This is a genomic window from Pseudomonas sp. KB_15 (assembly GCF_052114525.1).
Taxonomy (GTDB): Bacteria; Pseudomonadota; Gammaproteobacteria; order Pseudomonadales; family Pseudomonadaceae; genus Aquipseudomonas.
In genome coordinates this window covers 1-14,357 of the sequence record NZ_JBFREX010000030.1, presented here as the reverse complement: position 1 = coordinate 14,357, position 14,357 = coordinate 1, and the positions used below count along the sequence as shown (strand labels likewise).

At 59.6% G+C, this 14,357-nt stretch carries 14 protein-coding genes; 9 read left to right on the top strand and 5 right to left on the bottom strand.

Features of this window, described 5'->3' with window-relative positions; genetic code table 11:
- Positions 1-160 precede the first annotated feature (160 nt).
- The 4 genes from otnC to AB4Z35_RS20965 are packed head-to-tail and all read right to left on the bottom strand — an operon-like array spanning position 161 to position 3,170.
- On the bottom strand, positions 161-799 hold the full coding sequence (gene otnC / locus AB4Z35_RS20980) for a 3-oxo-tetronate 4-phosphate decarboxylase (RefSeq protein WP_442099159.1): 639 nt from the start codon (positions 797-799) through the stop codon (positions 161-163).
- Positions 796-2,094, bottom strand: coding sequence for a 3-oxo-tetronate kinase (otnK, locus tag AB4Z35_RS20975; RefSeq protein ID WP_442099158.1), 1,299 nt, complete (start codon positions 2,092-2,094; stop codon positions 796-798). The genes otnC and otnK overlap by 4 nt, the downstream gene beginning before the upstream one ends.
- Positions 2,095-2,104: 10 nt before the next feature.
- Entirely contained in the window at positions 2,105-3,010 is a 906-nt protein-coding gene (gene ltnD / locus AB4Z35_RS20970; RefSeq protein ID WP_007994720.1) for an L-threonate dehydrogenase, read from the bottom strand.
- Positions 3,003-3,170 (bottom strand): hypothetical protein, encoded by a 168-nt coding sequence (locus AB4Z35_RS20965; protein WP_178087132.1) that lies wholly within the window; start codon positions 3,168-3,170, stop codon positions 3,003-3,005. The genes ltnD and AB4Z35_RS20965 overlap by 8 nt, the downstream gene beginning before the upstream one ends.
- A gap of 405 nt (positions 3,171-3,575) precedes the next feature.
- On the opposite strand from AB4Z35_RS20965, the gene AB4Z35_RS20960 reads away from it, so the two are divergent.
- The 4 genes from AB4Z35_RS20960 (at position 3,576) to AB4Z35_RS20945 (ending at position 7,977) form a co-directional block, all read left to right on the top strand.
- Positions 3,576-4,895: an MFS transporter gene (locus AB4Z35_RS20960; RefSeq protein ID WP_442099155.1), complete on the top strand. Its 1,320-nt coding sequence runs from the start codon at positions 3,576-3,578 to the stop codon at positions 4,893-4,895.
- 25 nt (positions 4,896-4,920) lie between these two features.
- Positions 4,921-5,673, top strand: a complete 753-nt coding sequence (locus tag AB4Z35_RS20955; RefSeq protein WP_442099153.1) for a maleate cis-trans isomerase family protein — start codon at positions 4,921-4,923, stop codon at positions 5,671-5,673.
- A gap of 21 nt (positions 5,674-5,694) precedes the next feature.
- Entirely contained in the window at positions 5,695-6,612 is a 918-nt protein-coding gene (locus AB4Z35_RS20950; protein ID WP_442099151.1) for a LysR family transcriptional regulator, read from the top strand.
- A 264-nt stretch (positions 6,613-6,876) separates the two neighbouring features.
- On the top strand, positions 6,877-7,977 hold the full coding sequence (locus AB4Z35_RS20945; RefSeq protein ID WP_442099149.1) for a Gfo/Idh/MocA family protein: 1,101 nt from the start codon (positions 6,877-6,879) through the stop codon (positions 7,975-7,977).
- Between the two features lie 4 nt (positions 7,978-7,981).
- On the opposite strand, the gene AB4Z35_RS20940 is transcribed toward AB4Z35_RS20945, so the two are convergent.
- A complete protein-coding gene (locus tag AB4Z35_RS20940; RefSeq protein WP_442099147.1) occupies positions 7,982-8,866 on the bottom strand; it encodes a LysR family transcriptional regulator in 885 nt (294 codons plus the stop codon).
- Between the two features lie 147 nt (positions 8,867-9,013).
- On the opposite strand from AB4Z35_RS20940, the gene AB4Z35_RS20935 reads away from it, so the two are divergent.
- From AB4Z35_RS20935 to AB4Z35_RS20915, 5 genes are all read left to right on the top strand, one after another.
- Entirely contained in the window at positions 9,014-10,114 is a 1,101-nt protein-coding gene (locus AB4Z35_RS20935; RefSeq protein ID WP_442099145.1) for an alkene reductase, read from the top strand.
- Positions 10,115-10,254: 140 nt separating this feature from the next.
- On the top strand, positions 10,255-11,166 hold the full coding sequence (locus AB4Z35_RS20930) for a LysR family transcriptional regulator (protein WP_442099143.1): 912 nt from the start codon (positions 10,255-10,257) through the stop codon (positions 11,164-11,166).
- A gap of 137 nt (positions 11,167-11,303) precedes the next feature.
- Positions 11,304-12,062, top strand: a complete 759-nt coding sequence (locus tag AB4Z35_RS20925) for an SDR family oxidoreductase (protein ID WP_007994730.1) — start codon at positions 11,304-11,306, stop codon at positions 12,060-12,062.
- A 68-nt stretch (positions 12,063-12,130) separates the two neighbouring features.
- Positions 12,131-12,532 carry a nuclear transport factor 2 family protein gene (locus AB4Z35_RS20920; protein WP_442099142.1) on the top strand — a complete coding sequence of 134 codons (402 nt, stop codon included), beginning with the start codon at positions 12,131-12,133 and terminating at the stop codon, positions 12,530-12,532.
- 208 nt (positions 12,533-12,740) lie between these two features.
- Positions 12,741-13,913 carry a DUF1624 domain-containing protein gene (locus tag AB4Z35_RS20915; protein WP_442099141.1) on the top strand — a complete coding sequence of 391 codons (1,173 nt, stop codon included), beginning with the start codon at positions 12,741-12,743 and terminating at the stop codon, positions 13,911-13,913.
- Positions 13,914-14,357: the final 444 nt, after the last annotated feature.

The window sequence follows — 14,357 nt, the reverse complement described above, 5'->3', positions numbered from 1 at the left end:
AACGGTACTGCCACTGGATCTGAACATGCCGCAGTGAAAGTGAGTCATGCTTGGGTTTCCTGTTGTTATTGTTTTTTCAGGCAAGCCGGGGCCGTCGAAAGTCGCTGGGCGTCTCCCGGGCAGGACCTGCGTTATCGAGCTGTCGTGTCAAGCCTGTGCGTTACCAGTGCGCACCAAAGGTGTCTCGCAATTCGTCCAGCGCCGCCTGATCGAGCGGTTCAGGCTTGGGATTGCTCATCAGCCAGAGCCGTGCGGTTTCCTCGAGCTCTTCCAGGGCGTAACTGGCCCTGGAGACCGAACTCTCCCAGACCACCGGGCCCAGTCGTTCGAGCATCACGCCGCGAACACTGTTGGCCAGCCGGGCGACTTGCTCGGCAACCTTTGGAGAACCGGGCCGCTGGTAGCCGATCAACGGGATATGCCCGACTTTCATAACCTGATACGGCGTCAGCGGCGGCAGGATGTCGTTCGCCTGCCAGACCCCGGCCAGCGTCAACGCCACCAGATGGGTGGAGTGCGTGTGCACCACGCCGCCGACATTCGGATTACGGTCGTAGACCTGGCGGTGCAGCGCCAGGGTCTTTGAAGGCTTGTCACCGGACACCCATTCGCCGGCCAGGTTGACCTTGGCAATGGTCGCCGGATCAAGACGCCCGAGGCACACATCCGTCGGCGTGATCAACCAGCCGTCGTCCAGTCGCGCGCTGATATTGCCGGCGCTGCCGACGGTGTATCCGCGCTGGTAAAGGCTGCGGCCAACCTCACAGATTTCTTCGCGCTGGGCGTTTTCGTTACTCATTGCACATCTCCGGCCTGGGCGAGTTGGTTCAAGGCTTTACTGAAGAAATCCCGGCCACCGAAGTTGCCCGATTTGAGTGCCAACGCCAAAGGCTTGTCAGTACTGCTGACGGTCGCCGGTACACCCGGATCAATCTGCGCGCCAATCTGTAGCAATTGCACGCCCAATGCCTGGACCACAGCACCCGAGGTTTCTCCGCCGGCGATCACGAAGCGGCGCACACCACTCTGGAGCAAGCCTTGGGCAATTTCGCCAAAGGCGTTTTCCACCAGGCTACCGGCCTGCTCGACGCCCAGTTGCTGTTGCACCGACTTGACCTCATCCGGTGAGCTGGTGGCGTAGATCAATACGGTTTGTTCGTTATTACGGGCAAAGGCCAAGGCTTGCGCCACCACCGGTTCACCCGCCGCCAAGGCCAACGGATCAATCCGCAAGGCTGGCCGACCGGCTTCGAGCCAGGCGGCCACTTGTCCATTGGTGGCGATCGAAGCACTGCCGGCCAACACCACTTCCCCGCCGGACACCGCTGGAAGTTTCGAGGCATCGAGGTCGCGCAGTTTGCCGGCGCGCCGGAAGTTTTCCGGAAGACCCAGGGCCAGCCCCGAACCACCCGTCAACAACGGCAAGTCAGCACAAGCCGTACCGAGTGTGTACAGATCGCTGTCCGACAAGGCATCAGCGATGGCCATGCCGACACCCTGAGCCCTCAGCTCGGCGATTCGCGCCCGCACCTGCTCAGCGCCACGGGCAATCGTGTCGTAGCGCAACAGGCCGACATTCAGGCGGGTCTGTGACTGCAGCACTCGAACCAGGTTGGCATCGGTCATCGGCGTCAACGGGTGATTCTGCATGCCCGACTCACTGAGCAACTGATCCTGCACAAACAGGTGGCCGCGAAAGATCGTCCGGCCATTCTCCGGGAACGCCGGGCAGGCCAGGGTAAAGTCGCTACCCAGTGCCGCCAGCAGTGCTTCGCTGACCTGGCCGATATTGCCGGCCGCGGTGGAGTCGAAGGTCGAGCAATACTTGAAAAAAATCTGCTCGCAGCCTTGCTCGCGCAGCCAGGCCAGCGCGGCGAGAGACTGCTCGACTGCTTCGGCGGCCGGGGTGGTACGCGATTTCAGCGCAATAACGATCGCATCGGCATCAAGCCCGGCGGCAACTTCCGCGCTCGGGATGCCAATGCTTTGCACGGTGCGCATACCGCCGCGCACCAGCATGTTGGCCAGGTCCGTGGCACCGGTGAAATCGTCGGCGATGCAGCCCAGCAGCGGGCGTGCGGTGGAGGTAGTCATGGGGTGTTCCTCAAACAGGCTCAGGCTTGGCAGTCGGCAATTCGATGCCCGGGAAAATCTTGATCACCGCCGAATCGTCCTCGCGGCCGAAACCGGCACTGGACGCCTGCATGAACATCTGGTGGGCGGTGGCCGACAGCGGCAGCGGGAATTTGCTGGCCCGGGCGGTATCCAGCACCAGGCCCAGGTCCTTGACGAAAATATCCACCGCGGACAACGGCGTGTAGTCAGCCTTGAGAATGTGCGGCACGCGGTTTTCGAACATCCAGGAGTTACCGGCGCTGTGGGTGATCACCTCATACAGCGCATCGGCATCGACCCCTTCACGCAGGCCCAGCGCCATGGCTTCGGCGGAGGCGGCAATATGTACCCCGGCGAGGAGCTGGTTGATGATTTTGACCTTCGACCCCAGGCCATGGACATCACCCAGGCGATAAACCTTGCCGGCCATGCCAGCCAGGATCGACTCAGCCTTGGCATAGGCGTCGGCCGGGCCCGAGGTCATCATGGTCATCTCGCCAGCGGCAGCCTTGGCGGCGCCACCGGAAATCGGTGCATCCAGATACAGCAGGCCCAACGCGGCCAGGCGCTGGCCCAGGTCCACCGCGTAGGTCGGAGCGACTGTGGCGCAGCCGATCACCAGGCTGCCCGGCCGCAGAGAGGCCACGGCCCCACCCTCACCAAACAATACGGTCTCGGTCTGCTCGGCGTTGACCACCACGGTAATGATCACGTCACACTCAGCGGCCATGTGCGACGGTGACGGGCAAGCCACACCGCCCTCCCCGGCGAACTGTTCTGTCACGGCAGAACGCACATCACAGGCATGCACATTAAAACCGCTGCGCAACAACGAGCGGGCAATGCCCAGCCCCATCGCGCCCAGACCGACCACACCGACATTCTTGTTATTCATGGGGTACTCCAGAGGAAAGCAGCGACGGCTTCCACGCCTGCAAGGTGCAGACGTTGGCCGCGTTGTAGATAAGGCCACGGCAGACAGGATCAGCACCGAGCGGATTAACCCGCTGAGGGGCGCTGTCATTCAGAACGGGGGTCGGGTTCTCATTGAACATCAAGGCCATCCTGTTTTTGTCGTGTTATCAGGTTGTCATACCGGCTGGCGTAAATCATCTACCAGTGATCAGATTATGTGAAGTATTTTTATAAATAACATTTTTTAACACTGCTTTCGCCACGCAGAAAGAAGAAGTAGTGAAATGCCCACAAAAGCACTGCGGGTGCGAAGGCAATGCAGGTCTTTGATAAGGGAAGAGATCAACCAGCCCTCCTGTACTGACTGCAAATCGTTCCTGCACCTCCCCCGCTGCCATCGTCACCCGCGATGGCAGGCTCGTGAATGGCTGATATACGAACTGCTTTTACCTCTCCTAACATCGGGCTCACAGACCACTCGGGGGCCGATCGCCTTTCGGCACCCGGGCTCCAAGAATAAAAACGCAAACCCGCGAGGTTGAACCATGAAAACCCTAACCGCCAGTTCCACGGCGCAAGCTTCTGTCGCCGACGGAGTCGGTCAACTGACCGCCAACCAGCGTTACGTGACGCTGGGGGGCTCCTGGGCCGCCTGGCTGTTTGATGCCCTGGATGCCACCGTCTTTGGCTTTGTGCTTTTGGCGGTCGCCAAGACCTTCGCCGTCGGCCTGGGCGATGTGGTCTCCACGGTTGCCTGGTTTCTGTTGGCCACTGGTATCGGTGGTTTCTTCCTCGGCAATATTTCCGACAAGATCGGCCGCAAGAAAACCATGATGCTGTCGGTGTTCGTCTATGGCACCGGCACCTTGCTCTGTGCTTTTGCCGACAGCCTGTGGCAGCTCAACGTGTTCCGCTTCTGCGTGGGGATCGCCGTGGGTGGCTTGTGGTCCGCCGCGGCGGCACTGGTGTCGGAGATCTGGCCTGCGGCCGGTCGCGCCAAGGCCTTTGCGGTGATGCAGACCGGCTGGTCGGGTGGTGGTCTGCTGGCAGCGATTTTCGCCTGGAGTTTCCTCGATGGCGGGAATCCTGAATCCTGGAGAAACCTGTTCATCTATGCTTCGATCCCGGCCTATTTCACCCTGGTGTTCATCTGGCTGTTCGTCAAGGAATCGCCGGTCTGGCTGGCCAACCGCGAGTTCATGCGCCGTAACGCCGACAAGGGCCGGCTGATGGAAATCTTCCGTCCGCAATATCTGAAAGTGACCTTGCTGGGCCTGAGCATTTCGGTACTGGGCATGTACGGCTACTGGATCATCACCACCTTCATGCCGGCTTACCTGCAGAGCATTCTGAACGTGCGTATCGATCAGGCTCCGGTGTTTGTCATCTGGATCGGCATCGGCGCCACCATCGGTTACCTGGCCTACGGCTACCTGGCGGAAAGCATCGGTCGTCGCTTGTCGTTCGCGGTGTTTTTTGGCGGTATGGCAATCATGGTGCCGGTGTTTGCCTACTCGGCGACCTTGATGCCATTGACGGACGGCAAGCTGCTGTTCACCACCCAGAACGTCATCGCCCTCGGTTCGCTGGCCGCACTGCTGGGCTTCTTCACCGGTTATTTCAGCGGGTTCGGCGCCTGGTACTCGGAGTTGTTCCCGACCAGCATCCGTTCTACCGCATCGGGTTTCTGTTTCAACTTCGGCCGGGTCGGCGCCATCGCCGGCATCAAGCTGGTCCCGGTGCTGATCCCGCTCATCGGCTTCACCGCCACCATTTCCCTTGCCTCCGTTTCCTACGTCATCGCCGCTGTCATGGTGTTCACGCTGCAGGAAACCAAAGGCGTTCAACTCACCAGCGGCAACTGATCAGCACTGCTTAAAGGAAAAACCCATGAAAAACTTTCGCATCGGTCAAATCGTCCCCAGCTCCAACACCACGATGGAAACCGAAATCCCGGCCATGCTGACTTCGCGCTACGAACTGTTCCCCGAAGAACATTTCACCTTTCACTCCTCACGCATGCGCATGATGCACGTCAGCCCCGAAGAGCTGAAAAAGATGGACATCGACAGTGACCGCTGCGCGCTGGAGTTGAGCGACGCACGGGTGGATGTCATGGCCTATGCCTGCCTGGTCGCGATCATGTGCCAAGGACCTGGTTATCACACAGTCTCGCAAGAGCGTTTGAGCAAAACCGTGATTTCCAACCAGTCGACCGCTCCGGTACTCAGCTCCGCCGGTGCGTTGATCGACAGCCTACACATGCTCGACTACAAGAAAATCTCGATCATTACACCGTACATGAAACCGCTGACCCAGCAGGTCATCGACTATATCGAGGCGGCGGGCATCGAAGTGGTCGATTCCATCAGCCTGGAAGTGTCCGACAACCTCGAGGTCGGTCGTCTGGACCCGATGAACCTGGTGGCCCACGCCGACCGACTGAACATCGGACAGGCTGACGGGGTGGTGCTGTCGTGCTGCGTGCAAATGCCGTCGTTGCCAGCGATCCAGACCGTGCAGGATCGCCTGGACAAGCCGGTGTTGTCCGCCTCGGTCGCCACCGTGTACCAAATGCTGAAAACCCTTGGCCTCAAGGCGCAAGTACCGAACGCCGGCCACCTGTTGTCCGGGGCGTTCTGAGCCAATGCCCAAGGAGGTACTATGCTGGCCATTCAGGCCAAACCGGTACTTCCCATGAAACTCGATCCGGTCTCGTTGCGACTCTTTGTCAGCGTCGTTGAAGAAGGCACCATTGCTGCCGCCGCCAAACGCGAACACATCGCCGCGGCGGCGGTCAGCAAACGGCTGAGCGAACTGGAAGAGCTGCTCGACTCGAAACTGCTCAACCGCACCAACAAAGGCATCACCCCGACCGACGCTGGTCTGTCGCTGCTGTTCATGGCTCGCAGTGCATTGAACAACCTCAATGAAATCGTCGTGCAGATGCGTGACTACTCCCACGGTCGCCGTGGCTCGGTGCATGTCCTGGCCAATATTTCCGCCATCACCCAATTCCTCCCGGGCATGATCAAGTCGTTCACGGAACTGTACCCACTGATCAACATCAGCCTCGAAGAAAAGCAAAGCCTGGCCATCACCAAGGCGGTGTCCGAAAATCGCACCGACATTGGCATCTTCACCCGTCTTCCGCACGGTGCCGATATCGAGGTCTTCCCGTTTCGTACCGATCGCCTGGTGTTACTGGTTCCCCTTGGGCATCCGCTGGCGACACGCCGCTCCGTCAAATTCAGCGATACCCTGGATCACGAATACATCGCCTTGCGCAGCGGTACTCATCTCAATTTTCAGTTGATCAAGGCGGCCAACGACCTGGGGCGTTCGCTGAAAATCCGCATGGAAGTCTCCAGCTACGACGCCCTGTGCCTGATGGTTCAGGCCGGCCTGGGCATTGGCATCATGCCCGAGGGGAGCGCGGCGATTTACAAAATGGACGGTGCAAAGGCGATCAGGCTGGATGAGCCGTGGGCCTCCCGCGAACTCAGCGTGTGCGTAAGGTCGCGAGCGGCGTTGTCGGTCGCCGCGGGATTGTTCCTGGAACACTTGCTCGAAAGACAGTAAGCGATATCAGGCTCAATGGCTCGAAGGTGCAGTCGCGAGTTGATTCATCGATTACAGAAGGCTTGGGCCAAACGTCTCTGTAGCCCTGATGCGGAGTATTCCGGACACCAGCGTCCGAAGTGTTCGGATCTCTAGCGCATTTTTCCCGACTGCATCCCTTCCTACACTCAGTGACCGGGCTTTTTATCCCGTCCGACAGCAACGCTGGTCGGTCCAGCCGCCCGGCACTGCAACCTCCCCTTCAAACCACGCTCAGGAGCTTCCATGACCATGTCGTCAAAAATTCGAGTGGGTCTCATTGGCGTCGGCAATTGGGCCGAGTACGGCCACTTGCCCGCCCTCCAGTTGCTTCCCGACTATGAGCTGACGGCTGTCCACAGTCGCAGTCCGGAAAAAGCCGCCGGGTTGGCACTGCGCCACGGCATCCGCTTTGCACTCGATTCAGTGGAGGCTCTGGTCAACCATCCGGAAGTGGATCTGGTGATCGTACTCAACACGGCACCACAGCACGAGGCCACTGTACGGGCAGCCATCGCCGCTGGCAAAGATGTGTACTGCGAATGGCCGCTGACTCCCAGCAAGGCCGTGTCGCAGGAACTGATGGCGCTTGCCGAGAAGGCTGGCGTTCGGCATATCGTCGGATTGCAGCGTCGACTGAATCCGGACTATCGCTACGTACGCGATCTGTTAAAGGACGGCTACATCGGGGAACTTCGTTCAGTACGGCTGCATGTCAGCGTCGAATACTTCCAGCGCGAGCGCATGGCCGCCCTGTACTTCACCATCCCGCCAGAGAACTTCTCCAGCCTGCTTTCCATTTATGGCGGTCACTATTTCGATGCGGTGTTCAGCATGCTGGGCCATCCGCAGAGCATCAGCGCACTGACCGTCAACCAGTTCCCGGAAGTGACGCTGATCGAGACAGGTGAAGTACTGAAACACACAACGGCCGACCAGATTCTGGTCAACGGTACCTTCTCCAACGGCGCTGTGCTAACGGTCCATATCGAAGCCGGGAAACGCAACAACTATGGCATGCAGCTGGACCTGACCGGCACCCAAGGCGATCTAAAGATCTGGAACACCACCAGTTTTGGCGACCACTTCAATACCATCGAAGCGGCCCAGGGCGACTCGCAACCCATGCACACGCTTGCTGTGCCGTCGAGCTACAACTGGCTGCCGGAGAATGACCTGGGCGGCAGCCAGCAGGAACTGGCCAATTTGTATGCCGCCTACGCCAGGGATGTGCGCGACGGTACCCACGTTGCACCGACCATGGCGGATGCCCTGCTCATGCACGAATTGATCGATGCCATCGAAATCTCCAACCGCGACGGCGTGCGCCTGAAGCTGCAGGCGTAAGCGATCAGATGCGCAGGTGCGCACTCATGTAGTCAATGAAAACGCGCAACTTGGGCGAGGCATAACGGCTGGCYGGCCACAGCATCCAGAACACGACCTGGCGGTCAATGTAATCGTCCAGCACTGTGACCAGCTGGCCGCTTTCCAACGCGTCGCGCACCAGGAAAGTCGGCAGAAAGGCAATCCCCCTGTCCTGGATTGCGGCGTAGGCAAGAGGCTCGATCGTGTTCGACGTCATTGTGGCGGGCAGCACCAGTTCAGCCTCGGAGACTTCGAGCCGCAGAGGCCAACGTTCCAGCTTTCCCGTTGCGGGGAATTTGTGCTGCAGGCATGAATGGCGTTCCAGTTCACGCGGATACGTGGGTACACCATGTCGCTTGAGATACGTCGGCGATGCCACCAGCACATGTGCGCAGGAACCCAGGCGGCGCGCGGCCAAGCGAGAATCGGTTTGCTCGCCGGTCCGAATCACCGCGTCGAACCCCTCCTCGATCACATCGACCATGCGGTCGCAAAAATCGATATCCAGTTCGACTTCCGGATACCGCTCCATGAATCCGTCAAAGGCCGGCATCATCAGGTCGCCCAGTAGTGGAGTGCCCACGCGAAGTCGCCCCCGTGGACTGCCAGCCAGGCCTGACAGCTCGGACTCGGCAGCGGTGACCTCGCTGAGGATGCGGCGGCAGCGCTCAAGGAACAGGGTCCCCTCGGCCGTCAGCGTGATGCTGCGTGTGCTGCGATGAAACAGCCGCACATGCAAGCGCTCCTCCATCCGGGCAATGGTTTTGCCCACGGTCGAGGACGATACCCCCAACTGGCGGGCGGCCTCGGTAAAGCTGCGCGTTTCGGCAACCTGCACGAACATCGAGATGCCATTCAGACTTTCCATCACTTTTCCTGCTTGCTCCGGCAGAACTCCACCAACCAGGCGGGATTACGGAAAAAACATCCGAAATGTTCGGCATCGCGGGATATTTTTCTCCGCGAATTTTACGCCTACATTGCCCCCATCCCACCACTGATAGGTATCGTTGTCATGTCCAAACTGCACACGAGTATCCAGATAGGCCCACACCAGATTTCCCATCGCGTCGTTTTGGCGCCACTGACCCGTATGCGTGCCGAGCCGGGTGACATCCCTGGCCCGCTGATGGCCGAGTACTACGCCCAGCGTACCACCGCCGGTGGCCTGCTGATCGGCGAAGCTACTATCGCCGCAGCCAATGGTAATGGCTACCTCGGTGCTCCCGGTTTGTATGACGATAGCCAAATCGCCGGCTGGAAGCTCGTGACCGACGCCGTTCATGCCAAGGGCGGCAAAATCTTTCTGCAGCTCTATCATGCGGGGCGCCAGTCCAATAGCCTCTTGCAGCCGGACGGCGGCCAGCCGGTGGCCCCTTCCGTCGTTGACCACGGCGGCCTCGCCTTCACCGAGACTGGCTGGACCCCCGCCAGCCCGGCGCGAGAATTGACCATCGCGGGAATCCGTGGACTGGTGGAAAGCTTCCGCACCGCCGCCGAACGCGGTATCGCAGCCGGGTTCGATGGCGTGGAGTTGCACTCGGCCAACGGCTACCTGTTCGATCAATTCCTGCAGGACGGCAGCAACAAACGTACGGATATCTACGGTGGCTCGTTCGAGAACCGTAGCCGGTTCCTGCTGGAAGCGGTAGAGGCGGTGATCTCCGTCTGGGGCAGCAATCGGGTGGCGGTACGTCTGGGTCCGAGCGGCAACTTCGGCGATATGTCCGACAGCGACCCCATTGGCCTGTTCACCTATGTCGCGCGCGCGCTGAACAAGCTGGACCTCGCCTATCTGCACCTGATCGAGCCACGCATCCTGGGTCTCATCGAAGACGAGCGCCGCGACCAGAATCCGGTGGCGTCCCAACTCATCCGCCAGCACTACAAGGGCACCCTTATCGCGGCGGGCGGCTTCTCCGGTGAATCGGCCAACGCGATCCTCGAGGCCGGCGATGCAGACCTGGTCGCGTTCGGCCGCCACTTCATCGCCAACCCTGACTTGCCGGAGCGCCTGCGCAACGGCTGGCCACTGAACCCGTACGACCGCGAGTCGTTCTTCGGTGGCACGGAAGCGGGTTACACGGACTATCCTTTCCACACTGAAGTTGCGTGATAATTTGCACCACTGGTAACTGGGGCCCTAGTGCCCCAGCTGCCTCCCCGCAAAAAATCACTCACCCAAACTACCGCGTTTCACCGTAGCTTCTGCCAGCGGACTCAAGGTGCATGCTGGCTGTTGGATGGAGCTAACGCATGAAAGACCTTTTCTCCTACAGGCTATTCACAAGGGTGGCGCGACTCGGCAGCTTTTCGGCCGCGGCACGCGAAGTGGGCCTTTCTCAATCCCAGGTCTCCAGGATTGTGGCCGAGCTCGAAGCCGATCTCGGCACCCTGCTGCTGGCGAGATCGACACGTGCCGTCGTACCGACTGAGGCAGGGGCGGATTTTCTCTCGCGCATGGAACCCATCCTCGCCGCGGTGGAAGAAGCCGAGCAAAGCGTTCGCGGTGGCCTGGAATTGCGTGGGGTCGTGCGGATCAGCATGCCAACGAGCATCGGCGTACGGGAAATCATTCCGCGTATAGCGCCGTTCGCAGCGATACACCCCAACCTGCATATCCAGGTGCTGCTCGCCGATCATTGGCAGGATCTGGTGCGCGAAAATATCGATGTAGCGATAAGGCTGGGACGGCTGGTGGACTCCAGTGCTACGAGCCGTCAGATCATGACAATCTCCAGATTCATTCTCGCCTCACCGTCCTACTTGCGTGCCGCTGGGGAGCCGACTCTGCCTGAGGACCTGCAATCGCATCGAATCATCGCCGGTCCAGCCTCGACAGTCCCGAGCGGGTGGATGTTCAAACGCGATGGCGAGACCAGGACGATTCAGCTCGAAGCGCATTTCTCGACCGACGAAAACGAAGGCGCTGTCGCGGCGGCAACTGCCGGTTTAGGGATTACATCGACAACGGCTTGGGCGTGTCGGCGGGAGCTTGAAAGCGGTGAACTCGTCGCGCTGCTCACCGATTGGGAAACCGAATCCGTACCGGTGCATGCCTACTTCCCCCACGGCTCGCGTACCCGCAGGGCCGGTCGCGCCCTGATCGAACATCTTGTCGCCAGCCTGCTTGACGACGCCGGCGGTGCTTATGCATCCGACGCATAGAAGATAGCCAGCCACAGCGTCTACTCCGATCCCGCCGAAGCTGCCAGTTTAGCGCCATACCCCGCGACGCAGCGGTCGAGCTGATCGGCCTGGCAGCGTGGCGGACGCCCTGACTTTTTCGTTCAAGGAAATCCCTCATGCGCATGACAGGCAACACTATCTTCATCACTGGCGGCGGCTCCGGCATTGGCCGTGGTCTGGCCGAAGCCTTCCACAAGCTGGGCAATCAAGTGATCATCTCCGGTCGTCGCAAGGCGCGGTTGCAAGAGACGCTCGACGCCAACCCCGGCATGGCCGCACTTGAACTCGACATCAACGACACGGCCAGCATCCAGGCGGCCGCGCAGCACCTCATCGCCCATTACCCCGAGGTCAATGTGCTGATCAACAATGCCGGCATCATGCTGCTCGATCATGCCGAAGGTCCGGTGGACGATGAGCTTGCCCTGTCGACCGTCACCACCAACCTGCTGGGTCCGATCCGCATGACCTCGGCGCTGGTCGAGCATCTCAAGGCCAAGCCGGATGCGGTCATCGTCAACGTCTCCTCGGTGCTCGGCTTCGTGCCAATGGCCGTGACGGCGGTCTATTCGGCGACCAAGGCCGCGCTGCACTCCTACACCCTGTCGCAGCGCTACCTGCTGCGCGAATACGGTGTCCAGGTGGTAGAGATCGCACCGCCTTGGGTACGCACCGAGTTGCTCGACAGCAGCGAGGAAGAACGCGCCATTCCCCTCGACCAGTTCATTGCCGGAGCCATGGCGCAGTTCGAGAGCGGCGTGGACGAAATCCTTGTCGCGCCCGCCGAGGCGATGCGTGCCAACCCTGGCCCGAACGAGCACGCGTGGGTCAATCAGTTCAACGACATGATTGCAAGCGGACCGGCTTTCGGTTGAGACCACAAAGCGATATTGGGCGGCCCTACAGTCGCCCTCCCCTTTACATTGTCAGCAGGAAACCGACCATGACTTCACATACCCCCGCCGAGAACAAGGCCATCGTCCTCGAAGGCTTCGCAACCCTGTTCAATCGCAAGGATCTGGCTGCAGCCGAACGCTTCTGGTCACCCTCCTATATCCAGCACAGTGCTCATGTGCCCCCTGGTCGCGAGGGTCTGTTCGAGTTGGTCGCCGCAGGATCGCCCGATATGCGTTACGAATGTCAGTTGGCAGTCGCTGAAGGCGACTTCGTCATGTTGCACGGTCGCTTCACTGGCCTCGGACAGCCGGCGAACTGGGTCGTGGTCGATATCCTGCGCCTTGAGAACGGCGTGATGGTCGAACACTGGGATGTGATTCAGGACGAGGCGACGCGTGAAGGTTCCGCCGGCGGGTACCCAATGTTTGGGGATCAGTTCCCGGGCTAATGCTCCATTAAACAGTTTAAGGAACTCAGGCCGAACTCAGGCGACGCTCGATTGCGGGACGCATTCCTTGAGTTGAAAGGGTCTCGGTAGACAGCTATCAACGCAATCAGGCGGTCGCTTTTGGTGGATTTGTTATGTTATAACTATTGCAAACATGCACTGTCAGTCACCACTGACAGTGCCATCCACTCCCTGCTTGCGACATTCGATGACAACCTCTATTCACATCCCGCCCATCACAAGCTTGAACCAACGCCTGCTGTCCATTGATGCCCTGAGGGGATTGGTAATCCTCCTTATGCTGCTGGATCACGTGCGCGAAACGTTCTTTTTGCACCGTCAAGTAGCAGACCCGATGGACATCGAATCCACTGAGCCGGCGCTATTTTTCAGCCGCACACTTGCCCATTTGTGTGCGCCAGTATTCATACTGCTCACTGGACTTTCCGCTTACCTGTATGGCCAAAAGCACCAGAGCAAGGGCGATGTGTCAGCCTTTTTATTCAAGCGCGGTCTGTTCCTGGTACTGCTGGAGTTCACCCTGGTGAATTTCGCCTGGACATTTCAGTTCCCGCCTGCGGCAATTTACATGCAAGTGATCTGGGCCATTGGCATATGCATGATTGCCCTGGCCGGACTGGTTTGGTTACCCAAGCCCATTCTGTGCTGCCTGGGTCTGGTGATCGTGGCTGGGCACAACCTGCTGGATAATGTGCACTTCGCGACAGGCTCGCCAATGCATATACCCTGGGCGATCCTGCATGATCGTGGCTGGATCGATTTCTCCGACAGCTTGCGTCTGCGTACCTCTTATCCTGTGCTTCCCTGGATCGCTGTGATCGCCCTTGGATACTGTATCGGCCCTTGGTTTGCTGGCCAGGTTTTGACCGCAGAGCGTCAACGCAATCTGCTGCTTGCAGGGGCCGGGACATTGATCGGATTTGTCGCACTGCGAGCGGTCAATGGTTATGGCGAGGTGCATTGGGTCGCCCATGAAGGCCTCACACAAACCCTCATGAGTTTCTTCAACATTACAAAATACCCACCTTCCCTGCTGTTCCTTTCGCTGACGTTGGGAGTGGGGCTGTTACTGCTTCGTGCCCTGGAACGGGCTCAACAACGCAAGTGGGTCAATGCATTGGCCGTATTTGGCGCGGCGCCGATGTTCTTCTACTTGCTCCACCTTTACGTACTCAAGGCGCTGTATCTGTTCAGCGTGGCGTTGTTCGGATTGAACCAGGGAGTTTTTTTCGGTTTCGACAGCATTTGGGCTGTTTGGCTTACGGCTGTGCTCTTGGCTTTATCCCTGTATTTACCCGTGCGCTGGTTCGCGGCATTGAAGGCACGCCGTCGCGATATCAGATGGCTCAAATACTTCTGATCAAGACGTTTGCTCACAAAAGAGGCCCCCTGGAGAGCCTGATGCCAGTCAGTTAAGCGGTAATGCGATCTGTAGCAGCTGCCGAGCCYGCGAGGCTGCGTTCGGCTGCATGGCAGTCGTGAGYCCWGCTGACGCGGCCTGCCTGACGTACCGCGATTACTGRTTTTACGACTGCTTCGCAGCCGAACGCMGCCTCGCRGGCTCGGCAGCTGCTACAAAGGGTGTCACGCCCGAAGGCGGTGTTGTTGTCAGTGGTCGGTCAATGAGCGTATCAGTCAAGCGGTAATGCGATCTGTAGCAGCTGCCGAGCCTGCGAGGCTGCGTTCGGCTGCATGGCAGYCGTGAGCCCTGCTGACGCGRYCTGCCTGACGTACCGCGATTACTGRTTTTACGACTGCTTCGCAGCCGAACGCCGCCTCGCRGGCTCGGCAGCTGCTACAAAGG

Bases quoted from the DNA above. Each gene is read 5' to 3' on its own strand.
- AB4Z35_RS20960 (WP_442099155.1), top strand. From the start codon at position 3,576: ATGAAAACCCTAACCGCCAGTTCCACGGCGCAAGCTTCTGTCGCCGAC.
- AB4Z35_RS20915 (WP_442099141.1), top strand. From the start codon at position 12,741: ATGACAACCTCTATTCACATCCCGCCCATCACAAGCTTGAACCAACGC.
- AB4Z35_RS20920 (WP_442099142.1), top strand. From the start codon at position 12,131: ATGACTTCACATACCCCCGCCGAGAACAAGGCCATCGTCCTCGAAGGC.
- AB4Z35_RS20950 (WP_442099151.1), top strand. From the start codon at position 5,695: ATGCTGGCCATTCAGGCCAAACCGGTACTTCCCATGAAACTCGATCCG.
- AB4Z35_RS20930 (WP_442099143.1), top strand. From the start codon at position 10,255: ATGAAAGACCTTTTCTCCTACAGGCTATTCACAAGGGTGGCGCGACTC.
- AB4Z35_RS20945 (WP_442099149.1), top strand. From the start codon at position 6,877: ATGACCATGTCGTCAAAAATTCGAGTGGGTCTCATTGGCGTCGGCAAT.
- ltnD (WP_007994720.1), bottom strand. From the start codon at position 3,010: ATGAATAACAAGAATGTCGGTGTGGTCGGTCTGGGCGCGATGGGGCTG.
- AB4Z35_RS20925 (WP_007994730.1), top strand. From the start codon at position 11,304: ATGCGCATGACAGGCAACACTATCTTCATCACTGGCGGCGGCTCCGGC.
- AB4Z35_RS20955 (WP_442099153.1), top strand. From the start codon at position 4,921: ATGAAAAACTTTCGCATCGGTCAAATCGTCCCCAGCTCCAACACCACG.
- AB4Z35_RS20965 (WP_178087132.1), bottom strand. From the start codon at position 3,170: ATGTTCAATGAGAACCCGACCCCCGTTCTGAATGACAGCGCCCCTCAG.
- otnC (WP_442099159.1), bottom strand. From the start codon at position 799: ATGAGTAACGAAAACGCCCAGCGCGAAGAAATCTGTGAGGTTGGCCGC.
- otnK (WP_442099158.1), bottom strand. From the start codon at position 2,094: ATGACTACCTCCACCGCACGCCCGCTGCTGGGCTGCATCGCCGACGAT.
- AB4Z35_RS20935 (WP_442099145.1), top strand. From the start codon at position 9,014: ATGTCCAAACTGCACACGAGTATCCAGATAGGCCCACACCAGATTTCC.